A 22,080-nucleotide genomic window follows, 5' to 3' on the forward strand; every position below is an offset into this window, starting at 1 on the left:
CGCTACTCCGCCGCCTGAGCCGTCTCCGCCGGCAAACCCAGCCACTGTCGACAGTCACTCCGCGCTCGCGACGTGATCGCATGCCGTTTGGCCACGGTTTTGTCCTTGCCGCGCATGCGCTTGCCTTCGGTCTTCGGCGCTTCGACGGGCGGGAACAGGCCGAAATTGACGTTCATCGGCTGGAAGGAGCGTTTGCCCGGTTCGTCGTCGGAAACGATATGGCCGCCGGTGATGTGGTTGAGCAGCGCGCCGAAGGCCGTGGTGAGCGGCGGCAGGGACGGTGCGTGGCCAAGCCGCTCGGCTGCGGCAAAGCGCCCGGCGAGCAGGCCGATGGCCGCACTTTCGACATAGCCTTCGCAGCCGGTGATCTGGCCGGCAAAACGCAGGCCGGGCCGCGACTTCAGCTGCAGCGAGGCGTCGAGCAAGGTCGGCGAGTTGATGTAGGTGTTGCGGTGCAGGCCGCCGAGGCGGGCGAAGTCGGCGTTTTCCAGGCCCGGAATAGTGCGGAAAATACGCACCTGCTCGGCGTGCTTCAGCTTGGTCTGGAAGCCGACCATGTTGTAGAGCGTGCCCAGCGCATTGTCCTGGCGCAACTGCACCACGGCATAGGCCTTCACGGTCGGATTGTGCGCGTTGGTCAAGCCCATCGGCTTCATCGGTCCGTAGCGCAGCGTTTCGACGCCGCGCTCGGCCATGATCTCGATCGGCAGGCAGCCGTCGAAATAGGGGGTGCCTTCCCACTGCTTGAATTCGGTTTTCTGGCCGTCGATCAGCGCCTGTACGAAGGCGAGATATTGGTCCTTGTCCATCGGACAGTTGATGTAGTCCTTGCCGGTGCCGCCAGGCCCGACCTTGTCGTAGCGCGACTGGAACCAGCAGGTATCCATATCGATCGTGTCGAAATGGATGATCGGCGCGATGGCGTCGAAGAAGGCCAGCGCATCGGCGCCGGTCGCCTCGGCGATTGATTGGGCAAGCGACGGTGCGGTCAGCGGCCCGGTGGCGATGATCGCCTGGTCCCACTCCGCCGGCGGCAGCCCTGGCACTTCCTCACGCTGTATCGTGATCAGCGGATGCGCCTCGAGCTTTTTGGTCACCGCCTCGGAGAAACCGTCGCGGTCGACGGCCAGCGCGCCCCCGGCCGGCACCTGGTTGGCGTCGCCGGCACTCATGATCAAGGAGCCCGCCAGCCGCATTTCGGCGTGCAGAAGGCCGACCGCGTTGTTTTCGGCATCGTCGGAGCGGAAGGAATTGGAACAGACCAGTTCGGCCAGGCCGTCTGTCTTGTGGGCGTCGGTGCCGCGAACCGGGCGCATTTCATGCAGGATGACGGGCACGCCGGCTTGCGCCACCTGCCATGCCGCTTCGGAACCGGCGAGGCCGCCGCCGATGATGTGGATTGGATTTTTGCTCATGGCCGCCGGAATAATCGCTTGCAGCCGCGATTGCAATTGTCGCGCGGCGGTAACGCAAACGCTGGTCGGGAAAGCCTCTTCTGAAAACAACAACACCCGCCGGGGGAGGAGGTCCGGCGGGTGTCGTTTTTGGGGTCGACCCTCGGGAGGAGGTGAAGATCGACCGTATTCGTCATCGCCGGGGAGGAGGTCGGCTCAGACGAAATTCCTTTCGCATTTTTAAAGAGGGCGAAACCTCTGGGGCAAAATTCGTTTGCCCCGGGGAAACAACGCCCGCCGCGGGAGGAGGTGCGGCGGGCGCCGTTTGGGTGGCCAACCCTCGGGAGGAGGTGAAGGTTGGGCCTATTCGTCATCGCCGGGGAGGAGGTCGGCTTTGACGAAATTCTTTTCGCATTTTTAAAGAGGGCGAAGCCTCTTGGGCAAATTCGTTTTGCCCCTGGGAAACAACGCCCGCCGCGGGAGGAGGTGCGGCGGGCGCCGTTTTGGTGGTCAACCCTTGGGAGGAGGTAAGGGCTGACCGTATTCGCTTGAGGTCGGGGAGGAGGTCGACCCCAGCGAAATTCTGTTAGATCGCCCTGCGGGCGACGATCTTGATTTCGTCGCGGACGATACCGAGATCATGCAGCTGGCGGTTCGAAAGGCGACCCAGCTCGGTAACCGTCTCGCGATAAACGCGCCAGTTACGATAGTTGCGGATCAGGTTCATTGTCGTTCTCTTTTTCAAAACTGGTTCGGACCATTCGCGGTCCGAAGAATTAGACCGCCTTGCGAGCGACGTAAGGAATGTCGCTGCGGCTGATGCCGAGGTCGGTCAGTTCACGGTTGCTCAGGCGGCTCAGCTCGGAAACGGTGTCCCGGTAGCGGCGCCAGTTGCGGTAGTTGCGGATCAAGTTCATGGTAGTTCTCGTTTCGTCTTTCTTGCGGATCATTCCGTTTGTGTACGAACCATAAGTAGGGGGACCCATATCGATTTAAAAGCGCTATGGCTGCATGGCTGCAATGCAAATTGTGCAATGCAACATTAACGCGCCTTCACGGACCTGACACAAAGAAGCCAGATTCAGAAAGTGCCGTGACGTCAACGGTTTGGGTGCGTCGGTTAAAATGACGACCGGGTGGGGAGAGAGGACATGGCGGGGTACTCGACACGGATCAGGGCCGACATAGAGCGGTGGCGGCAGGCCGGACTGATCGACGCCTCGACGGCTGACGTGCTGAGGCGCGACGTCGAGGCCAACGCACGCCAGTCGCTCAGCTTCGGCTCGATCCTCGCAATGATGGCGGCTCTTCTCTTTGGAGCGGCCATCCTGATCTTCGTCGCCGCCAACTGGGATGCGATTCCGCGCCTGGCGCGGGTGGCGGCGCTCTTTGCCATTATCCTCGGCGGCTATGTCGGCGGCGGGGTGCTGAAGACGCGCGACCACGCGGCAATCGGCGAAGCGCTGTGGATCGTGGCGGCGGCCGCGTTCGGCGGCTCGATCGCGCTGATCGGCCAGATGTACCATTTGTCCGGCGACGAGGCTTCGGCGCTGGTCACCTGGGGCGCCGGCACGGCGTTGGCGGCGGTGGCGCTGCGCTCAAACCCGCTGACCGTGGCAGCAGTTGGCATCGCCGACGCCTGGCTGTTCCTGAAAGGGTTCGATTATTACAGCCGCAGCGGCTTTCCGCATGCCTTCGTCGTCATGGCGATCGTGCTGTTTGCCATCTCGTTCTGGACCCGCAGCCAGCCGGCGCGGCACCTGATCATCGTGTCGCTGCTCTTCTATCTCATATTGCTGGCGACGGACCATGCGACGCTGCCGGTAGCGATCCCGCTGGTCATCGTTTCGGCGCTGCTTTTCGCGGGTTCGGTCTTTGCGCCGGACCCTGTCGACAAGATCGTCCAGCTCGGCGGCCGCTTGCCGCTGCACGCATTGCTCGGCTTCCTCACCGGCCTGGCCATCATCCAGTTCGAACTGGCCGACGAAAGTACCTACAACAGCGGCTTCGCCATCGCTTCGGTCGTCGCGCTGGCCGGCATCGTCGCGGCTATCGTGCTCGCAGGGCGCGAGAGCCGGGGCCTGCGCTGGCTTGCCTATCTCGGTTTCGCCTTCGAACTCGCCATCATCTACGTCGTGACCTTGCAGTCGATGCTCGATACGGCCGGCTTCTTCCTTGCTGCCGCGGTACTGCTCGGCGTGCTTGCGATCGTCATCATCCGCGTCGAAAAACGCATGAAGGGTCCAGTCAGCGGGGGAGCCACGGCATGATGACCGGAAAGAGGCTTGTCATCTCGGCGCTGGTGCTGGCGCTCGTCCAGATCGGATTCCTGAGCTGGATCATCGCTGGACGGGCGGCGATCCTGCGCAATGGCAAGGAAGTGCTGCTGAAGATCGAGCCCGTCGACCCACGCGATCTGCTGCGCGGCGACTATATCATCCTCGGCTACGACATCTCGCGCATACCGGTGAAGATGATCGCCAACATTCCGGCCGACAAATTCTCCAGCGACGATACCTCGATCGTGGTCCGGCTGAAAAAGGGCGCCGATGGCTACTGGACACCGACCATCGCCTGGTTCGGCAAGGCGCCGACGCCGGCCGCCGCAGAGGAGGCCGACATTTCGGGCCATGTCGCCGCCGGTTGGGACCTGCGTGGCGAAGGCATGACAATCGCGCCGGATTACGGCATCGAACGCTTCTATCTGCCCGAAGGCGAGGGACTGGCGATCCAGACCGACATGCGGGTGCGGCCATTCGGGATCAAGCTGGCGCTCGCCGCCGATGGCACGGCGCAGATCAAGGCGCTGGTGGATGGCGACAAGACGCTGTTCGAGGAGTCGCTTTACTAGGTCGTGGGAGGCACGATAACGCCGGTCCTCGTTCGCCAAGGCTTCGGAGGACACTCCTTCGTCTAACGAGCTTCGTGTGGCCTGCCACCCAAAGTTCGAAGAGCGAAGGGTGGTGCGGGTAGAGGGACTCGAACCCCCACGATCTCTCGCCAGAACCTAAATCTGGTGCGTCTACCAGTTCCGCCATACCCGCGTGGCCCGGCAATCCCATGTAGCCATCATTCTGTCAATGTCGGAGATAATATGTCGGGTCTGGGTCAAAATGTGGTTATTCGCCTAAACGCGAAGACTGTTGAAAATTAGGCTCGCCTGTGACAAAAGGCGTGTCAAATGTGACGGGACGCGACGATCCGCTTCTGCAGAATGTGATAAGAAGTAGGAAAAACAAGAACTTATTCACATTTTGGAACGCAGTTTGGGAGAGTTTGAGCCGCATTTCCGGTCAAATCGCCAGGTTCCGTACCAAAAGCCATTCCCGGCAAGAATTACCGGCAGGCTGTGAACGGCAGGGAGCCGTTTGGCAGTCTCATTGGTGAAAACAAAGGTTTTACGATGCAGGTCACCGAAACACTCAATTCCGGTCTCAAGCGCGAGATCAAGATCACCGTGCCGGCCGGTGATATGGAAGCCAAGCTGATGGCCCGGCTGTCGGATGCCCGCGACAAGGTCCGCATCAACGGCTTCCGTCCGGGCAAGGTGCCGGTGCAGCACCTGCGCAAGGTCTATGGCAAGTCGTTCATGGCCGAAGTGGTCAACGAGATCCTCAACGACTCGACCCGTTCCATCATCACCGGGCGCGGCGAAAAAGCCGCCATGCAGCCCGAGGTGATCATGACCGAGGACGAGAAGGAAGCCGAGAAGATCCTGGCCGGCGGCGCCGACTTCGAATTCCGCCTCAACTATGAGGTCATTCCGGCGATAGAGATCAAGGATTTCTCCGACATCAAGGTGACGCGGCAGGTGTTCGACGTTCCCGATTCGGAAATCGACGACCAGGTCAAGCGCGTCGCCGAATCGGCACGCAGCTACGAGCCGAAGGCCGGCAAGGCCGCCGAGGGCGACCGGGTCAGCATCGACTATGTCGGCAAGATCGACGGCGAGGCTTTCGCCGGCGGCGCCGGCAACGACCAGCCGCTGGTGCTGGGCTCCAAGGAGTTCATTCCGGGCTTCGAGGAACAGCTGATCGGCACCAAGGCCGGCGACGAGAAGCAGGTCACCGTAACCTTCCCGGAAAACTACCAGGCGGCGCATCTGGCCGGCAAGGAGGCGACCTTCGACGTCACCGTCAAGGAAGTGTCGAAGCCGGGCGAACTGGAAATCAATGACGAGACCGCCAAGAACCTTGGCCTGGAGTCGCTTGAGCGCCTGCGTGACATCGTGCGCGGCCAGATCGAGAACCAGTTCGGCTCGATGACGCGCCAGAAGGTCAAGCGCCAGCTACTCGACCAGCTCGATGCGGCCTATTCGTTCGAAGCACCGTCGAAGCTCGTCGAGGCGGAGTTCAACAACATCTGGGCACAGGTCAACCGCGACCTGGAGGCCGCAGGCCGCACCTTCGCCGACGAAGAGACGACCGAGGAAGAGGCGCGCGCCGAGTACATGCGTCTGGCCGAGCGCCGCGTGCGCCTTGGCCTGGTGCTGGCCGAGATCGGCGAGAAGGCCGGCGTCACCGTGTCGGATGAGGAACTGCAGCGCGGCCTGTTCGAGCAGGTTCGTCGCTTCCCGGCCAACCAGCAGCAGGAAGCTTTCGAGTTCTATCGCAGCAACCCCGAGGCGCTCAACGCGCTCAGGGCGCCGATGTTCGAGGAGAAGGTTGTCGACCACCTGCTCGAGCAGATCTCGGTCACCGACGTCAAGGTCAGCAAGGAAGAGCTGATGGCCGACGACGAGGAGGCCGAAACCGCGACCAAGGCGAAGCCGGCCAAGAAGGCCGCCGCGAAGAAGGCTGACGACAAGAAAGCCGACGACGCGGAAGAGCCGAAGAAGAAGGCCGCACCGAAGAAAAAGGCGGCCAAGGACGCCGAATAGACCGGACATTCCAACGAATTCCGAAAGGCCGCCTCCGGGCGGCCTTTTTCGTTGCGAAATTGCAACATCGGATTCGTTCCTGGTGGGCACCGGTGGCGGTGCGAAGCCTTGATCATTATCTGGTTGGTTGGAAGACCAGAGGTAGTTGGCAATGTCGTTGCGGGTGTTCGTGGAACTGAGGCGCGCCGCCGCCACCGTGTTTTTCCTGGCCTTGGCCTGCGGCGCTGCCGGGGCCGGCACGGACAATTGGCGTTTCGATACCGGCAATGACGGCCTCGTCACCGCCTCTCTCTATGCCACTAACAAGTTGATCACCGGGGGCGGCGCGCTGAGCTACAGCCCGGTGCTGACAATTGCCTGCCGGGCGGACGGCGAGCCCGCCTGGACCGAATGGCTGCAGTTGAACGACGCGGTCTCCGCCAGCCGGAAAATCACCATGTCGGTCACGATCGACAGGGACAGCAAATTCGACGAGAGCTGGTCGGTCGGCACACGCGCCAGGATGCTGATGCGCGATGGCGCCGACGGCATAAAGCGCCTCGTTCCGGCAAATCGCCTGCTGCTGTCGTGGCGTTTCGGGCTGCTGTCCGGGCGCGGTCAGGCCGATTTCGACCTGGCCGGCTTCGGTGAGGCGGTCAGCCAGATTGCCGCGACTTGTCAGACGGAAGTGCCCTGAGCCACCGCAGACCGCCTAAAGCGCGTCGCGTCGCAACGGTTTGACGCGCTTTTGGCCTTTGCTTCCATGCATGTCGTTGTTCCCGAAACCGTAATCAATTTTGGGCGACATGCATCAAACCTTCGTACGGTCGACCTCTTCTACCTGCCAGCCAGATTCTGTGGTATATAGATGCCGCAATTCCATATGGGGAGAAGCGGATAATCTGTTCTCCCGTGCAAGGCGCATGGTACCGACATGCGCGCAGATCGTCTCAGGGACATTTGACGATCAGGAGGAAATGCCATGCGCTTGATCGCGTTTTTCGCCGTCGCCTCTCTTGCAACCTTCATCGCCAATCCATCGCAAGCTCAGGACGCTGCGGCTGGTGAGAAGGTCTTCACCAAATGCAAGGTTTGCCACATCGCGGACGAGGACAAGAACAAGATCGGTCCATCGCTGCATGGCGTCATCGGCCGCACCGCCGGTACGCATCCGGATTTCAAATATTCCGATGCCATGATCGCCGCTGGCAAATCCGGCGTCAAATGGGACGAACCGACATTGACGACCTACCTTCATGACCCCAAGGCCATGGTCAAGGGGACCAAGATGACGTTTCCCGGCCTCAAGACCGATGCGGACGTGGCCAACGTCATTGCCTATCTGAAACAATTCTCTCCGTAACCCTGTTCTTTCACCGGCTGAAATGTCGACCCAGGAAGGCCGCCTCAAGGATACCGGCATCCGCCTCTCGGAAGCGACAGCGGGCGACTTCTTCGCGCTCTTGAAGCCGCGAGTGATGGCGCTGGCCGTATTCACCGCTTTCGTCGGCCTGATGGTGGCGCCCGGCGCGATGAATCCGGTCATTGCCGTGATTGCAATCGGTGCGATTGCAGTCGGGGCAGGGGCGGCCGGGGCCCTCAACATGTGGTACGACGCCGACATCGACGCGCTGATGTCTCGCACATCAAAGCGGCCCGTTCCGTCGGGCCGCGTCACGCCAGGCGAAGCTCTCGGCTTCGGCCTGGTGCTTTCGGCGCTTTCGGTCATGACGCTCGGCGTGCTGGTGGGGTGGCTTGCCGCGCTGCTGCTGGCCTTCACCATCTTCTTCTACATCGTCATCTATACGATGTGGCTGAAGCGCTCGACGCCGCAGAACATCGTCATCGGCGGTGCGGCGGGTGCCCTTCCTCCGGTCATTGGCTGGGCGGCCGCGACTGGCGCCATCGGCATTGAGAGCTTGATCCTGTTTCTGATCATCTTCCTGTGGACGCCGCCGCATTTCTGGGCACTGGCGCTGTTCAAGGTCGGCGACTACGCGGCTGCCGGCATTCCGATGATGCCGAACGTGGCCGGCCAGGCCTCGACCAGAAAACAGATATTCGCCTATTCACTGTTGTTGGCGCCGATCGGCGTGCTGCCCTGGATGCTCGGATTCGCGAGCGCGTTTTATGGGATTGCGTCGGCTGCATTGGGCGCGGGTTTTATCTGGCACGCCTGGAAGGTTCGGGTCGTTGCAGACAAGGAGACGAAGCCTGCGAAAGCGTTGTTTGCCTTCTCGATTTTCTATCTTTTCGCGATCTTTGCCACACTGCTTGCCGACACCGTCGCAACACGGGCGTTCATGTCAGCCGGAGGTTGACGCCGTTGTTGCCACACCCGCCGGCTCGACACCGCCAGTCCGCAATTGTTGCGTTGAAGACCCTGCGAGCAGACCAGGATCGGCTCCGAGATCAAGATGGTATTGCCCAAAATCCCAGGATCAGCAAAGCGACTATGCCAAGGCCGAGTATGAGAAGCGTCCTTCCGTCCATGACCTTCACCCTTGACCCGGCGCATGGTCCTGAAAATCGAAAATCGATCTTCAGCAGGAACCATGCGTCAATCAACGTGGTACGGCGCCCTTCGCGTGTCTAAAAAGGGCACGCGGCGCTGTACCAGAATATCGAAAAAACCCCGCCGGAGCTAGCCAGACCGGCGGGTCTCCCTCTGACAAAGCGCGACAAGTCTCCGGCAAGAGAGTATGTTGTTTGCGGTGCAGGTCGCGGTTTTGCGTGGCCAGTCACACAGAACGGCAGCACCACGAAACCGCGACTTTACCGGACCAGGTCTGGAGGAACGGTCATGGCAAGCTTTCACGTGATTGCAGGTTCCAGCGAGACGCTGGAACATATCGGAATTCGAAAAATCGGTGTTTCCGACCTTTTCGACGCGCTCAAGCGGGGCGTCGACGATTTCATGGTCAAACCATCGCACATCGTTTTTCTCTGCCTGATCTATCCGCTGGTGGGAGTCGTGCTCGCCGCCTGGACTTCCGGCGCCAATGCTTTGCCGTTGTTGTTTCCACTGGTCTCGGGTTTCGCGCTGGTTGGCCCGTTCGCGGCGATAGGCCTCTATGAAATTAGCCGCAGACGGGAAGCCGGGCTCGACACTTCCTGGCGGCACGCATTCGAAGTCAGAAATTCTCCGGCGCTCCCCGCCATCGCGGCGGTCGGGATCATGCTTCTGGCAATCTTCATCACCTGGCTTTTGACGGCGAAACTCTTCTACGAATATCTCTTCGGTCCGGCTCCGCCGGAATCGATATCCAGCTTCATCAATGAGATATTCGCCACCGGACGCGGTTGGTCGCTGATTGTCCTGGGGCATGCCATAGGCTTCGTCTTCGCAGTGGTGGTTTTGTGCACAACGGTTGTCGCCTTCCCATTGCTGCTCGATCGCGACGTCGGCGCCTACGAAGCCATTCACACCTCGGTGCGTGCGGTGCTGGCGAACCCGATCACCATGGCTGTCTGGGGACTGATTGTCGCCGTCGCCCTGATCATCGGGTCGCTGCCGGTGTTCGTCGGGCTGGCCGTCGTGTTGCCGATCCTCGGTCACGCCACCTGGCATGTCTACCGCAAGGTCGTGGAGCCGCCAGCCGGGTCGGCGAGTTGAGGACGTTGCGCCTCCCTGCATCGGCGAGGTGCCGGTGCAGGGCTGATCGAAGCCGTCAGGAGGCCGGGTGACTGAAGCGGCCCTGGTATGCGCCCATGGTCAGATTGCGGAAATCCTTGCCGCTGACATGCACCAGCGTTCGATGGTCGCCGCCTTCGAAGTAGACGTCGGCGGCGTCGCCAAGGCTTTCATCGACGATCACTGGCACATCGTAGGCGGCGCCGATCGGCGGGATGGCGCCAGTGTCGCAATCATCGAAGAGCAAAATCACCTCGTCTTCGGAAGCAAGGCCAAGACGCTTGTCCATGACGTCTTGCAACCTGCCAAGTTCGATCCTGTGGGTGCTCGGAACCACGGCCAGCGTATAGCCAAGCTCGTGGTGAACGACCACGGATTTCGCCATGATGCTGCCGGGCACATGCGCGGCTAGTGCCGCCTGCCGGCTTGTCGACGTGCGATGGTGAGCGACGGTGTCGTAGGAAATTCCCTTGCCGTCGATGAAGTCCTTCAATTTGTTTGCGATCGTCATCCTGGCCTCCCTTGTTTGAGCATGTTCTTTTCCGAACCGAAGATCAGCACGGCAAACCCGGGTCCATTTTTAGGAAAACTGGACCAGCGGCCGATAGTTTCAAGGCGCCGGCAAGAGGGCTGCACGCATGCGAGATCCGTGGGTTCTGCCCGGAAATGCCAAGGGCAAATCCGGTGTGCGCGTCAGGGGCCGGCTCCGAAAAACGACAGCCGGGTGAAAAGCGTGTAGTCGGCCTCAAAGACCATCATGGTCACGAACACCAGCACCAGTATCGGCGGCAGAATGATCGCATAGGCCAGCGCCAGCCGTTCCCAGGCCATGTGCATGAAGACAGCGACGATCAGCCCTGCCTTGAGGATCATGAAGATCAGGATCAGCGACCATCTGAGATAGCCGTGAAGGCCGAAATAATCGACCAGGTAGGAGCAGGTGCTGAGGATGAACAGCCATGCCCAGACCACCAGATAGAGCTTGATCGGATGTTCCTGATGCAAGTCGGCATGTACGATGGCCGCCGGCGCTTCATGTGCATGGCCAGTGTGAAGTGCGTGTTGCCCCAGGCCGTTTGCGGTTGCTTCAGCCATATCTGCCTCTCACCAAAGATAGAAGAATGCGAAGATGAACACCCAGACCAGATCGACGAAGTGCCAGTACAGCCCCATGATCTCGACATTCTCGTAGCGGCCCGTGCGGCTGGTGAAGAATCCGCGCCGGCCGGTGTCGTAGTCTCCACGCCAGACCTTGCGGGCCACGATGATCAGGAAGATCACCCCGATCGTCACATGGGTGCCGTGGAAACCGGTGATCATGAAGAAGCATGAGCCGAATTGCGCGGCGCCCCAGGGATTGCCCCAGGGCCGCACCCCTTCGGTGATAAGCTTGGTCCATTCGAAGGCTTGCATGCCGACGAAGGTCGCGCCGAGTGCCGCGGTTACAAGCATGAGGATCGCCGTCTTGCGGCGGTCGCGGCGATAGCCGAAATTGACCGCCATGGCCATCGTTCCGCTGCTTGAGATCAGCACGAAGGTCATGATGGCAATAAGGATCAGCGGGATATCGGAGCCACCGATGCGAAGCGCAAAAACCTCACTCGGATTGGGCCACGGCACACGCGTCGAAATGCGCGCGGTCATGTAGGAGAGCAGGAAGCAGCCGAAGATGAAGGTGTCGCTGAGCAGGAAGATCCACATCATGGCCTTGCCCCAGGACACGTTCTTGAACGCACGCTGATCTGAGGACCAGTCGGCGGCAATGCCTTGCCAGCCCGTGGGCCGTGGTTCCGTCTGGCCGATATGTGTCAGTGTCTCTGCCATCCGCTTGATCCTCTCAGGTCAGCAATCGTTGGCAAATGTCGACGAATGTCGCGGCCCAGCCGGCCAGCAGCGCGAAGATGGCGAGCCAGACGAAGAGCAGGAAATGCCAGTACATGGCGCACAGTTCGACGCTGAGGCGAAGCCGCTCCGGCCGCGCTCCATTCCAGGCGCCGGCGGTGGTTCTGCCGAGGCCCACAAGCCCGCCCAATATGTGCAGGCCATGCATGCCGGTGATCAGGTAGAAAAAGCTGTTGGCCGGATTGGAGCTCAGGAGATAGCCGTCGTCGGTCAGTTGCCGCCATGCCATGAGCTGTCCGATCAGGAAGGCGAGCGCCGTGAGCCCGGCGGTGACAAGACCGAGCCTGACCATGTCGACTTGGCCCCTGCGCGCCGCCACCGAGGCGCATTGCAGGGCTACGCTGCTCAGGATCAGCACGCCGGTGTTGAACCAGAGCAGCCGCGGCAGCGGCAGCGGCTGCCAGTCCGACACCGTCATCCGCATGAAATAGGCGCTGGTGAAGAGCGCGAACAGGCAGCCGACAACGGCGAGGAAGACGCCGAGGCCGATCTTGGCGGTGGGCAGCGCCGACCTGTCGAAGGCGACAAAATCGCTGGCCAGGCCTTGCTCGAGCCATGGCTTGCCCATCAGCCTCTGGTGTGAAAGCCACCATCCGGCAAAACCGGCAATGACGAGCAGGAAGACCAGGATGACGCTCATGCCGGTTCCCTCGAGGGGCCGAAGGAGCCCGGCATGTTCTGCGGAATGAAGTCCTCCTTGGCGCCCGGCACGCTGTAGTCATAGGCCCAGCGGTAGACGATCGGCAGATCCTTGCCGAAATTGCCGTGGGCCGGCGGTGTATGCGGCGTCTGCCATTCGAGGGTCGTGGCCCGCCACGGATTGCCGCCGGCCTCGCGGCCATGGCGGATGCTCCAGATCAGATTGAACAGGAACACCATTTGGGCAAAGCCGACGATGAACGCCATGATGCTGATGAACGAGTTCAGGTGGTGGGCCGACTCCGTCATGATCGTCATGTCGGTCAGTTCGGCATAGCGCCGCGGCACGCCCATCAGGCCGAGATAGTGCATGGGAAAGAAGATCAGATAGGCGCCGAGGAAGGTGACCCAGAAATGGAACCGGCCCAGCATCTCGTTGAGCATCCGGCCGGTGACCTTCGGGTACCAATGGTAGATCGCGCCAAAAACCACGAGGATCGGGGCGACACCCATGACCATATGGAAGTGGGCAACGACGAACATGGTGTCGGACAGTGGGACATCGACGACGACATTGCCGAGAAACAGCCCGGTCAGCCCGCCGTTGACGAAGGTGACGATGAAGGCCAGGGCAAACAGCATCGGTATGGTGAGATGGATGTCACCGCGCCACAGTGTCAGCACCCAATTGTAGACCTTGATGGCCGTCGGAATGGCGATGATCAGTGTCGTGGTGGCGAAGAAGAACCCAAAATAGGGGTGCATGCCGCTGACATACATGTGGTGTGCCCAGACCACGAAGCTCAGCGCGCCGATGCCGACGATGGCCCAGACCATCATCCGGTAGCCGAAGATGTTCTTGCGGGCATGGGTGCTGATCAGGTCGGATACGATGCCGAAGGCCGGCAGCGCCACGATGTAGACCTCGGGATGGCCGAAGAACCAGAACAGATGCTGGAACAGGATCGGGCTGCCGCCATTGTGCGGCAATTGCTCGCCCATCTCGGAGATCGCCGGCATGAAGAAGCTTGTGCCGAGCGCGCGGTCGAGTAGCATCATCACGCTGGCGACGAACAGCGCCGGAAAGGCAAGCAGCGCCATGACGGTCGCGGTGAAGATGCCCCAGACGGTCAGCGGCAGGCGCATCATCGTCATTCCGCGCGTGCGGCCCTGCAGCACCGTCACCACATAGTTCAGGCCGCCCATCGTGAAGCCGATGATGAACAGGATCAGCGACGAGAGCATCAGGATGATGCCCCAGCCCTGGCCACCCGGTGTGCCGCTCAAAATGGCTTGTGGCGGGTACAGCGTCCAGCCGGCCCCCGTCGGTCCGCCGGGCGCAAAGAAGCCCGACACCAGAACCAGCACGGCGAGCAGGTAGATCCAGTAGCTCAGCATGTTGACATAGGGAAAGACCATGTCGCGGGCGCCGACCATCAACGGGATCAGGTAGTTGCCAAAGCCGCCGAGGAAGAGGGCGGTAAGCAGGTAGATCACCATGATCATGCCGTGCATGGTGATGAACTGGTAGTAGGCCTCCGGAGTGATGAAGTCGAACGTGCCGGGGAAGCCGAGCTGCAGCCGCATCAGCCAGGACAGCACCAGGGCGACCAGACCGATGCCCGTTGCTGTCGCCGAATACTGGATCGCGATGACCTTGGCGTCCTGCGAGAAAACGTATTTCGTCCACCAGCTGCGCGGATGATAGAGTTCCACTTCCGCGACTTCGGCGGGCGGGATGCCGTCCGCAGGGGTGATGTCGACCATGGGAACACCTCCGGTCCTTCTCAGCGAGCTCCGGCCGTTTCGAGCTTTGCTGCAATTTTCAAACCCGTCGTCTTGCCCGGCGCCTGCTCTACCGAACCGGTTTGCTGCGGCGCCGACAACTGCGCGAAAGTCTGCTGCTGGCCAAGCCAGGCCACGTAGTCCTGCTGCGTGTCGACCACGACCACGCCATGCATCAAGGGATGCCCTTGGCCGCAGAGTTCGGCGCACAAGACCTGAAAGGTCCCGGTCCTGGTCGGAGTGAACCAGAAATAGGTGACCGAGCCCGGGATCATGTCCATCTTGGCGCGGAATTCCGGGATATAGAAATCATGAAGCACGTCGATGGAGCGGAGCAGCATCTTGACCGGCTTGCCGACCGGCAGATGCAGATCGGCCGCTTCGACCACGACATCGTCCTGACCATTGGGATCGCCGCCGATCACGCCCAGTGGATTGTCGGCGGAGACGTCGCGGGTGTCGGATGTGCCAAGCTTGCCGTCCTTGCCGGGCAGACGGAAACTCCACTGCCACTGCTGGCCGACGACTTCGACGTCGGTTGCGTCGCTTGGGACGTTGACAAACCGGCTCCAGACGAACAGGCCGGGAACCAGCAACGCAGTGACCCCGACCGCGGTGACGATCGTCAGCCACGATTCGAGCCGCTTGTTTTCAGGTTCGTAGGCAGCCCGGTTGCCTTCCCGATGACGGAAACGGAAGACGCAATAGGCCATGAATAGAACCACTGCGGCGAACACGATGCCGGTGATCCAGAAGGTGATGATGATGGTATTGTCGATATAGGCCCAGTTCGAGGCAATCGGCGTCCACCACCATGGGCTCAGCAGGTGAAACAACACTGAGCCCACGACGATCAAAACGAGTACAAGCGCTACGGCCATGTCCCGTTCCTCCAGGCATTCCAAGAGGCGCGAAGCCGTCCAGGGAAATACCTGGCCCATTATAGCTTATTTTGGGGTCGCAATTCTAGAGCCGACTATGTTGATTGAAAAATCCCGGCTCTTGCCCTTGGCCTGGCGCCAGTCCCGCCGTCTAGATCAGCAGCAGGCCCTTCATGCTGGAATAGCCTTTTCGCCCGATGATGATGTGGTCGTGGACTGAGATGCCCAGCCGCTTGGCCGCTTCGATGATCTCTTTCGTCATCTCGATATCGGCGCGTGACGGCGTCGGATCGCCGGAAGGGTGGTTGTGGACCAGGATGATGGCCGTGGCGGACAGTTCGAGCGCGCGCTTGACCACTTCCCTGGGATAGACGGGCGTGTGGTCGACCGTGCCGGTCTGCTGCACTTCGTCTGATATCAGCGCGTTCTTCTTGTCGAGGAACAGGATGCGGAATTGCTCGCGCGCCTCGAACGCCATGGCCGAGCGGCAATAGTCGAGAAGCTGCTGCCATGAGGCCAGGACTTCGCGGCCGTGGATCTCGCCGCGCGCCATGCGCTGGGCGGTCGCCGCGACGACCTTCAGTTCGAGCGCCACGGCCGGGCCGATGCCCTTGATCTCCTGCAACAGGCCGACGGGCGCGCCGAGCACCTCGGCCAAGGTGCCGAAGCGGGCGAGCAGCGCCTTGGCCACCGGTTTGGTGTCGGCGCGCGGGATCAGGCGGAAGAGCAGGAGTTCCAGAAGCTCATAGTCGGGCAAGGCATCCGGACCGGCCGACGCAAAGCGCTCGCGCAGACGATCGCGATGGCCGAGATAATGCGGCTTTTCATCGGCTGCCGCCTTGGCTCTCGCCGCCGACCGCACCGGCACCTCGGAGAAGAAACTCCGCTCATCGTCGTCGCCTTGTGTCGCCATGTGCCGCCCATATCCAGCCCGCAGCTGAGCAATGATCGCTGATCCCCACGAAATACTAGGACGGCGGACAGGGGCGGTCGAGGTCTTTTGTCTTTTCAACGCTGTCAATCAGCCCACAGCCGTCGAGCAGCCGGAATTGCTCCCCAGTCGGCAAGGAATGAGTAGCCTCCGCCTTTCGCGCAATGTTGCGGCAATGGCGCGCGCGCAAGCTCTCGGTGTCGTCATTGATGGCGCCACATTCGGAGACAACCAAGATGCCCAGGTTCATTCGTATCCTGCTGCCCGCCGGGCTGCTTCTGGGCTTCAGTCCTGCAATGGCTGCTCAGGTGATCGATGACGTAACCGCCGTTAGCCGCCGCGATCAAAACCTTCCGATCCATCTCATCCAATACGATGATCCCTGCACCGACGGTCGTTACAGCGACGGGAGGCCGCATGATTGCCGGGAGATCCTGCGCATGCTGGATCACCGCGAGCGTTATCGGGAAAGGCACGACTATTACCCGCGCGAACGCTACGATCCATGCACCGATGGCAGGGTCAGCGATGGCCGTCCGCGCAGTTGCCGCGAAATAATGCGCTGGTTCCGAGACCAGGACGAGGACGAAGACTGGCGGCCACGCAAACACTGGAAATAGGCGCGAAAACAACCAGACGATAGAGAGGACGGCCTCCTAGGCGGGCAAGCCGGGGCGGTCGAGCTTTTTGGGCGACAGCGTGAAGATCTCGCAGCCGGTGTCGGTTACGCCGACAGTGTGCTCGTATTGCGCCGACAGCGAGCGGTCGCGTGTCACCGCTGTCCAGCCATCCGACAGCACCTTCACATGCGGCCGGCCGAGGTTGATCATCGGCTCGATGGTGAAGATCATGCCGGGGCGCATTTCCACGCCTTCATTGGCACTGCCGTAGTGCAGGATGTTGGGGGCGTCGTGGAACAGCTGGCCGACTCCGTGGCCGCAGAAATCGCGCACCACCGAGCAGCGCTCGGCTTCGGCGTAAGTCTGGATGGCGGCGCCGATGGCGCCGGTGCGCGCGCCTGGCCTTACGGCGGCGATGCCGCGCATCAGGCATTCGTGGGTGACTTCGAGCAGGCGTTCGGCCGCCCGCTTGATCGTGCCGACCGGATACATGCGCGAGGAATCGCCGTGCCAGCCATCGAGGATGTAGGTCACGTCGATGTTGACGATATCGCCATCCTTCAGCGGCTTGTTGTCGGGAATGCCGTGACAGACGACATGGTTGATCGAGGTGCAGGACGATTTCGTATAGCCGCGATAGTTGAGCGTGGCCGGCAGTGCGCCGTGGTCCATGCCGAACTCGAAGACGAAACGGTCGATCGTGTCGGTGGTGACGCCGGGGCCGACCATCGGCACCAGTTCGTCAAGGCAGCGCGCGGTGAGGTCGCATGCCTTGCGCATGCCGGCAAAGCCGTCCTCGCCATAAAGGCGGATCTGGCCGGTGTTTCTGAGCGGTGCCGTGGCGGCGTCGAGATAGGTGACCATTTTGTCCGTATAGAAGGTGGCGCGCCGCAGGAGTGCTGGCGCTAAGATGTCACCAGATTTGGCACTTGGGGGCGCAAGGTTCAAGGAAGAACTGCCTGATGCGGCTCCAGCGCCGGGATATTCGCATGCCGAGGCGATCCTTTTCCCGGTTTTGCATGGCGTTCGCTTTCCATTGTGGCCATCGTGCGTTAGGCGGGGTGATGTTTTGGAGGTCGCATCCGTTCCCGACGGTCCGGCGCATCAAGTCCCTTGAATCGCCACTGACGGCAGCCTGCTCATGTCTGATGGGCCTGGTGCTGCTGGCGATGCTGTGTCTCGGCCGGCCGGACACGCCCATTTCCTGGGATGCCGCGCAAGGCGGTGCCAGCGTTGGCCTTGAACGGTCGGGTGAGGTCGCAGCGCTGCTGCGTGTCGCCAACAAGGCCCAGGCGCTGGAGGTTCGCGGCGCCCGGCCGGTGCTTGCGAAGTTCGCCGGCGGCCATCCGGCCCTCCCGGTTCCGCAGGCTGTCTTCCGTCGCCCCGCCCCGACGTCGCCGGAGATGTTTGTCGCCGGCCATGGGCCGGTCTGCGCGCCCCCTGTCAGCACCAACCAGCCGCGTGCGCCTCCCTCCACGCGAGCCTGAGCGGTCCGGGACCGCACGTTCACCTCCATTCCAAGCCATTCGCGTCGCAACCCGTGCGGCGGCCGAGAGCCGCGCATTGGTGGCGCGGCGCGTCATTTTCGGATCATTGCAATGCAACAGCGTATCAAGACATTCAAAAGCCTGTCACGCGCGGCCTCGGCTGCTTCATTTCTTTCCGTCCAGGCGCTCATCGGTATCGGAACCGTTTATTGGGCGATCGCCGAGACGCTCTATTTGTCGAGAACCGGAGCGCTCGTCCTCGGCGCCCTGTTCGCCTTGCCGTCAGCCTACGTTCTGCTGACGGTGGCGCGGATGGCCTTCAACGCGGAGACCGATCCGGCTAACCAGTGACCGAAGGGTTCAAGACGCCCGTGTTCGAAAGTTCACGGGCCTCTGAGTCCTTGCCGTAGCAAACGGCCGCGGTTGACCGCGGCAAAACGTCCGCTTCCGCAGTAGCGACACATTCTCACGGCATAAGATGCTTCGAGCAACTTTTTACGACGAGCGGCGTTGCATGGGACTATGCCGGTTCGGGAGATGTCGGATGGACAGATTGCAATTCGAGGTGCCGGTGCGCATTGCACCAGGCCCCGGCTTGCCCGTCGAGGAAATCTACGGCGTCGAGCAGGCGCTCGATTTTCTGCAGGACTGGCCGGCACGCCGGCAGGGGCCCGTGTATCAGAAAGCCTTCAATGCCTGTTTTGGCGCGACCGTCGATGTGGTCAAGACCGAAGACGCCTGCCGGGCGTTCATGGCGTTCTGCCGCGTCACCGGACTTATGGCGGGCGACATGATGGCGCCACGCAAGCGCGGCGGTGAGGCGCGAGCACTGCAGGCTTGAGAGCCGCGCCGAATGGCGTAAACCAGTTCAGCTTCGAGTGCGTATGACAATTCGCGTGCGGGGAATGCATTGGCCGGCGCCGTTAAGCTTCCGTTTCCACTTTCGCGGTTAGCCATTGCTTGTTCGGCAATGGTTGATTCGTTGCGTCAGTTTCATGGTTCGGAAGATGTCTCCAGAAAAAGTCCGTGCGTTCCCGATCGATCGTCAGTTATTCTTGGTCAGGGAAGTTGCCGCCAGGCTCGGCAATCTGCATGGCGAGACCGCCACCTCGTTCTGGAAGGCAAAAGCGGCGGAGTTGCTCGATCTCGTTGTCGGGACGGGCAGGGACAGAACGGCGGCCAGTGACGAAGTACGCAGGTTTTTCCTTGCCGTACAAAGAGAACTGTTGGCTGGGTCGGTTGCTGAGCCAGCTCCAGTTCTTTCCGCCTGAAGCAGATATCATCCCAAAGATCGCGCTACTGGTTCGAGTTTTCTTGGCTCATCCTTCGAGTCGGCCACTGCCGGTGCCGTCGCATGTTGTTGGGGCCAGACGGCGCTGATCCCAGTTCGCGGTGATAGGTCCTAAGCCGGGCCGCTTGATCCTGTCCCCATACCGGCTCCCCCATGCAGCGCGGCGTGGTCGTTTCGTCAGGGAACGGTAAACAGCCGGCGCCCCGTCCGTTGGCCCCCTGTTCGTCCAGATGGCCGCGTGCACCCATTAAGAATGGCGGCCTTCATCAAAAATGAGCCAAAGTTTTTAGGCGTTCATTCATACATGCGTGTTTTCTAATGGATTATGGTGTTCAACTGCTTCACCCGAATCCGGCTCATGGCGGCCAGCATGCGCCGCAGCAGATCGGCGAATGTCGCCACCATCTTTGCCCTCACCTTGCCGATCGTTGTCGGTGCGGCGGGTTTTGGCGTGGAAACCTCCTATTGGTACTATAACAGCTTGAGACTGCAGGCCACGGCGGATGCCGCGGCCTATGCCGGCGCACTGGAGCAGATCTCGGGTTCGGATACGCCGACGATCGTCGCTGCCGCGACCCAGTCTGCTGCAACGAATGGTCTTGGCGCCGGCACGATCGTCGTCAATACACCGCCGGCATCCGGGCCGAACACGGCCAAGAAAGCGGTTGAAGTTATCGTCGGCCAAAAGCTCAATCGTATGTTCACCCTGATCTTCACCCAGAGTCAGGTTCCAGAACAGGCGAGGGCGGTGGCGCTCATCACTGACGCATCCAAGGCCTGCCTCCGGGCGCTCGATCCCTCGGCCTCGCAGTCGGTGCTCGTCTCCGGCAGCGCCAGCATGAAGCTCACCGGCTGCGTCATCATGACGAATTCGATCGCCCAAGACGCCATTAAGGTGCAGGGATCGGCGGCTCTCCAGGCCGACTGCCTGATCTCGGCGGGCGGCGTCGTGCTGAACAATCCGGTGACCACGATCTGCAAGGCGCCGATCACCCAGGCCTTGCCCATACCCGATCCGTTCGCCAGCGTGCCAGCGCCTGCCGCCAGCAACCCATGCCAGACTCTCAAAAATAATAAGACGACGCAAACAATCCAGCCCGGGACTTATTGCAGTGGCATGGACCTCTCCGGAAATGTCACGCTTTCGCCCGGCGTCTATGTCGTTCAGGGGAATTTGAAGATCAACGCGGGGGCAGTCGTCACGGGCAGCGGCGTCACCATCTTCATGGCGGGCAGCAGCACCGTCAGCATGAACGGGAATGCGACCGTGACGCTCAGCGCGCCTCAGTCGGGCACCTATTCCGGTATGCTGTTCTACGGTGACAGGACAGGCATGGCGGCGCAGAGCACCTTCAACGGTACTGCAGATTCCTTGCTGACAGGCGCCATCTATTTCTCCAAGCAGCAAGTCAACTACCTGGGCAACTTCTCAGGCAAGAATGGCTGCACGCAGGTTGTGGCCGACACTATCCAGTGGTCCGGCAATTCCACGATCAACCAGGACTGCTCGAGTCTGGGAATGAAGGACCTCCCGGCGGCGGCGTCAGTCGCGATTGTCGAATGAAGCCCGGGGCCTATCGATTGATTCCAGCCATTCGCGAAGACGCGGGCACTGCCGCGGTTGAGTTCGCGATGGTCTTGCCCATCCTGTGTCTGGTATTGCTCGGCATAGCCGACGGCTGGTCATACGTCACGAGTTCGCTGTCGATGCGCGCCAGCGTGAAGACGGCAGCGAACATGCTCTTGGCGGGCTCGGCCGACGACAGCGCGACGCAGGCCGCAGCACTGGCGAACTGGGAGAGGATGCCGGACGACGGTCAGGTCACGCTGAGCCGGATCTACAAATGCGGAACGACCGTGGTCGACGCTTCGACCTTGTGCAGCGGGCCGAAGGCACCGTCGGTCTTTGTCCAGATCGACGCATCGGCGACATGGACACCTCCCTTCACCTTCGGCGTCTTTTCCGCCCCCAGCACGATCGGCCAGCAGGAGCTGATCCGTGTTCGGTAATGCGGGAGGCTTCAAGGCCGATCGATCGGGCGGAGCCGCGCTCGAATTCGCGCTGATCGCACCGTTCCTTATCATGCTGCTATTCGGAATCTTCGCCTTCGGCTGGTCGATGAATTCGGCCTCCAGCGTTCGCTACACGCTGGAGGCGTCCGCACGGTCCCTGCAACTTAACAACACGTTGACCCAGGCTGCCCTCCAGTCGATCGCGACGCAGAAATTGCAGGCCCTGGGCCTGCACGATGTCAACGTCACGATCGCCATCGATCCGGCGAGCGGCGGCTTTCGCATGGCGCATCTGACCGCCACCTATGCCTTCGTCATAGACTTCCCATACTTCGACGGCTTCCCGATCAATTACGCGACGACGGTGACCGTGCCGCTGGTCGGCAGTTAGACACGCAGTCTGACCACGAAGCTGCTGGCCTCGAGCCCCGTGGTCAGGCTCTTTTCCGCAATGGGGTGTTGCCGAAATTTTTACCCAAGACATGAAGAATCTTTAAACTTCTGCACGTTACCAAAGCACGCATGGCCTCGTGGCGGAGCGGCTACGCTAGAGACTGCAAATCTCGGAAGCCTCGGTTCGATTCCGAGGCGAGGCCTCCAAAATTCCGAAGCAATGGACTGGCTCGGGCGGAAGTAAATCCCATT

Annotated in this window: 27 protein-coding genes and 2 tRNA genes; 16 read left to right on the forward strand and 13 right to left on the reverse strand. The window is 61.3% G+C overall.

Going from position 1 to position 22,080, the window contains the following annotated elements:
- Positions 1–2 precede the first annotated feature (2 nt).
- The 3 genes from trmFO to EN808_RS10930 all read right to left on the reverse strand — a co-directional run bounded on the left by trmFO (position 3) and on the right by EN808_RS10930 (position 2,311).
- On the reverse strand, positions 3–1,415 hold the full coding sequence (trmFO, locus tag EN808_RS10920) for a methylenetetrahydrofolate--tRNA-(uracil(54)-C(5))-methyltransferase (FADH(2)-oxidizing) TrmFO (RefSeq protein ID WP_135880528.1): 1,413 nt from the start codon (positions 1,413–1,415) through the stop codon (positions 3–5).
- A 565-nt stretch (positions 1,416–1,980) separates the two neighbouring features.
- The gene (locus EN808_RS10925; protein ID WP_013895120.1) at positions 1,981–2,121 is read right to left on the reverse strand and encodes a DUF1127 domain-containing protein; all 141 of its coding nucleotides are present in this window, start codon (positions 2,119–2,121) and stop codon (positions 1,981–1,983) included.
- A 49-nt stretch (positions 2,122–2,170) separates the two neighbouring features.
- Positions 2,171–2,311 (reverse strand): DUF1127 domain-containing protein, encoded by a 141-nt coding sequence (locus EN808_RS10930; protein ID WP_013531315.1) that lies wholly within the window; start codon positions 2,309–2,311, stop codon positions 2,171–2,173.
- 234 nt (positions 2,312–2,545) lie between these two features.
- On the opposite strand from EN808_RS10930, the gene EN808_RS10935 reads away from it, so the two are divergent.
- Positions 2,546–3,664, forward strand: a complete 1,119-nt coding sequence (locus tag EN808_RS10935) for a DUF2157 domain-containing protein (protein ID WP_135915773.1) — start codon at positions 2,546–2,548, stop codon at positions 3,662–3,664.
- On the forward strand, positions 3,661–4,245 hold the full coding sequence (locus EN808_RS10940; protein WP_135880526.1) for a GDYXXLXY domain-containing protein: 585 nt from the start codon (positions 3,661–3,663) through the stop codon (positions 4,243–4,245). Before EN808_RS10935 ends, EN808_RS10940 begins: the two co-directional genes overlap by 4 nt.
- 110 nt (positions 4,246–4,355) lie before the next feature.
- Here EN808_RS10940 and EN808_RS10945 read toward each other — a convergent pair.
- Positions 4,356–4,438, reverse strand: a tRNA-Leu gene (locus EN808_RS10945).
- Positions 4,439–4,797: 359 nt separating this feature from the next.
- On the opposite strand from EN808_RS10945, the gene tig reads away from it, so the two are divergent.
- From tig to EN808_RS10970, 5 genes are all read left to right on the forward strand, one after another.
- Entirely contained in the window at positions 4,798–6,273 is a 1,476-nt protein-coding gene (gene tig / locus EN808_RS10950) for a trigger factor (protein ID WP_127872647.1), read from the forward strand.
- A 151-nt stretch (positions 6,274–6,424) separates the two neighbouring features.
- Complete coding sequence (locus tag EN808_RS10955; RefSeq protein ID WP_167531454.1) at positions 6,425–6,949, forward strand: hypothetical protein; 525 nt, start codon at positions 6,425–6,427, stop codon at positions 6,947–6,949.
- A gap of 285 nt (positions 6,950–7,234) precedes the next feature.
- Positions 7,235–7,615: a cytochrome c family protein gene (locus tag EN808_RS10960; RefSeq protein WP_127276663.1), complete on the forward strand. Its 381-nt coding sequence runs from the start codon at positions 7,235–7,237 to the stop codon at positions 7,613–7,615.
- Positions 7,616–7,637: 22 nt separating this feature from the next.
- Entirely contained in the window at positions 7,638–8,573 is a 936-nt protein-coding gene (locus tag EN808_RS10965; protein ID WP_135915774.1) for a heme o synthase, read from the forward strand.
- 482 nt (positions 8,574–9,055) lie between these two features.
- A complete protein-coding gene (locus EN808_RS10970; protein WP_127276667.1) occupies positions 9,056–9,868 on the forward strand; it encodes a DUF2189 domain-containing protein in 813 nt (270 codons plus the stop codon).
- A 55-nt stretch (positions 9,869–9,923) separates the two neighbouring features.
- On the opposite strand, the gene EN808_RS10975 is transcribed toward EN808_RS10970, so the two are convergent.
- From EN808_RS10975 to EN808_RS11010, 8 genes are all read right to left on the reverse strand, one after another.
- Complete coding sequence (locus EN808_RS10975) at positions 9,924–10,397, reverse strand: aminoacyl-tRNA deacylase (protein WP_127276669.1); 474 nt, start codon at positions 10,395–10,397, stop codon at positions 9,924–9,926.
- 182 nt (positions 10,398–10,579) lie between these two features.
- Positions 10,580–10,981: a cytochrome C oxidase subunit IV family protein gene (locus EN808_RS10980; protein WP_127276671.1), complete on the reverse strand. Its 402-nt coding sequence runs from the start codon at positions 10,979–10,981 to the stop codon at positions 10,580–10,582.
- A 9-nt stretch (positions 10,982–10,990) separates the two neighbouring features.
- Positions 10,991–11,710: a heme-copper oxidase subunit III family protein gene (locus tag EN808_RS10985; RefSeq protein ID WP_127872646.1), complete on the reverse strand. Its 720-nt coding sequence runs from the start codon at positions 11,708–11,710 to the stop codon at positions 10,991–10,993.
- A 13-nt stretch (positions 11,711–11,723) separates the two neighbouring features.
- Positions 11,724–12,428, reverse strand: a complete 705-nt coding sequence (locus EN808_RS10990; RefSeq protein WP_127872645.1) for a cytochrome c oxidase subunit 3 — start codon at positions 12,426–12,428, stop codon at positions 11,724–11,726.
- On the reverse strand, positions 12,425–14,194 hold the full coding sequence (ctaD, locus tag EN808_RS10995; protein ID WP_127872644.1) for a cytochrome c oxidase subunit I: 1,770 nt from the start codon (positions 14,192–14,194) through the stop codon (positions 12,425–12,427). Before ctaD ends, EN808_RS10990 begins: the two co-directional genes overlap by 4 nt.
- Before the next feature lie 20 nt (positions 14,195–14,214).
- Positions 14,215–15,093, reverse strand: a complete 879-nt coding sequence (locus EN808_RS11000) for a cytochrome c oxidase subunit II (protein ID WP_127276680.1) — start codon at positions 15,091–15,093, stop codon at positions 14,215–14,217.
- 151 nt (positions 15,094–15,244) lie between these two features.
- Positions 15,245–16,006 (reverse strand): DNA repair protein RadC, encoded by a 762-nt coding sequence (gene radC / locus EN808_RS11005; RefSeq protein ID WP_135915775.1) that lies wholly within the window; start codon positions 16,004–16,006, stop codon positions 15,245–15,247.
- Between the two features lie 55 nt (positions 16,007–16,061).
- Complete coding sequence (locus tag EN808_RS11010; RefSeq protein ID WP_135915776.1) at positions 16,062–16,274, reverse strand: hypothetical protein; 213 nt, start codon at positions 16,272–16,274, stop codon at positions 16,062–16,064.
- On the opposite strand from EN808_RS11010, the gene EN808_RS11015 reads away from it, so the two are divergent.
- A complete protein-coding gene (locus tag EN808_RS11015; protein ID WP_135915777.1) occupies positions 16,261–16,644 on the forward strand; it encodes a hypothetical protein in 384 nt (127 codons plus the stop codon). The genes EN808_RS11010 and EN808_RS11015 overlap by 14 nt on opposite strands.
- Positions 16,645–16,680: 36 nt before the next feature.
- On the opposite strand, the gene map is transcribed toward EN808_RS11015, so the two are convergent.
- Positions 16,681–17,508 (reverse strand): type I methionyl aminopeptidase, encoded by an 828-nt coding sequence (map, locus tag EN808_RS11020; protein ID WP_135915778.1) that lies wholly within the window; start codon positions 17,506–17,508, stop codon positions 16,681–16,683.
- 200 nt (positions 17,509–17,708) lie between these two features.
- Here map and EN808_RS11025 point away from each other — a divergent pair, with 200 nt between their 5' ends.
- The 8 genes from EN808_RS11025 to EN808_RS11060 all read left to right on the forward strand — a co-directional run bounded on the left by EN808_RS11025 (position 17,709) and on the right by EN808_RS11060 (position 22,035).
- A complete protein-coding gene (locus tag EN808_RS11025) occupies positions 17,709–18,131 on the forward strand; it encodes a hypothetical protein (RefSeq protein ID WP_135915779.1) in 423 nt (140 codons plus the stop codon).
- Between the two features lie 111 nt (positions 18,132–18,242).
- Positions 18,243–18,482 carry a hypothetical protein gene (locus EN808_RS11030; RefSeq protein WP_135915780.1) on the forward strand — a complete coding sequence of 80 codons (240 nt, stop codon included), beginning with the start codon at positions 18,243–18,245 and terminating at the stop codon, positions 18,480–18,482.
- Between the two features lie 193 nt (positions 18,483–18,675).
- Positions 18,676–18,972, forward strand: a complete 297-nt coding sequence (locus tag EN808_RS11035) for a DUF982 domain-containing protein (RefSeq protein ID WP_127276690.1) — start codon at positions 18,676–18,678, stop codon at positions 18,970–18,972.
- Positions 18,973–19,138: 166 nt separating this feature from the next.
- Positions 19,139–19,402 carry a DUF6074 family protein gene (locus tag EN808_RS11040; RefSeq protein WP_127872639.1) on the forward strand — a complete coding sequence of 88 codons (264 nt, stop codon included), beginning with the start codon at positions 19,139–19,141 and terminating at the stop codon, positions 19,400–19,402.
- Between the two features lie 345 nt (positions 19,403–19,747).
- The gene (locus tag EN808_RS11045) at positions 19,748–20,986 is read left to right on the forward strand and encodes a pilus assembly protein TadG-related protein (protein WP_167531455.1); all 1,239 of its coding nucleotides are present in this window, start codon (positions 19,748–19,750) and stop codon (positions 20,984–20,986) included.
- A complete protein-coding gene (locus EN808_RS11050) occupies positions 20,983–21,432 on the forward strand; it encodes a TadE/TadG family type IV pilus assembly protein (protein WP_127276692.1) in 450 nt (149 codons plus the stop codon). The genes EN808_RS11045 and EN808_RS11050 overlap by 4 nt, the downstream gene beginning before the upstream one ends.
- Positions 21,422–21,826, forward strand: coding sequence for a TadE/TadG family type IV pilus assembly protein (locus EN808_RS11055; protein ID WP_135880522.1), 405 nt, complete (start codon positions 21,422–21,424; stop codon positions 21,824–21,826). The genes EN808_RS11050 and EN808_RS11055 overlap by 11 nt, the downstream gene beginning before the upstream one ends.
- Positions 21,827–21,959: 133 nt before the next feature.
- Positions 21,960–22,035 (forward strand) — tRNA-Cys (locus tag EN808_RS11060).
- Positions 22,036–22,080: the final 45 nt, after the last annotated feature.

The organism is Mesorhizobium sp. M8A.F.Ca.ET.165.01.1.1 (assembly GCF_004792065.1).
Classification (GTDB): domain Bacteria; phylum Pseudomonadota; class Alphaproteobacteria; order Rhizobiales; family Rhizobiaceae; genus Mesorhizobium.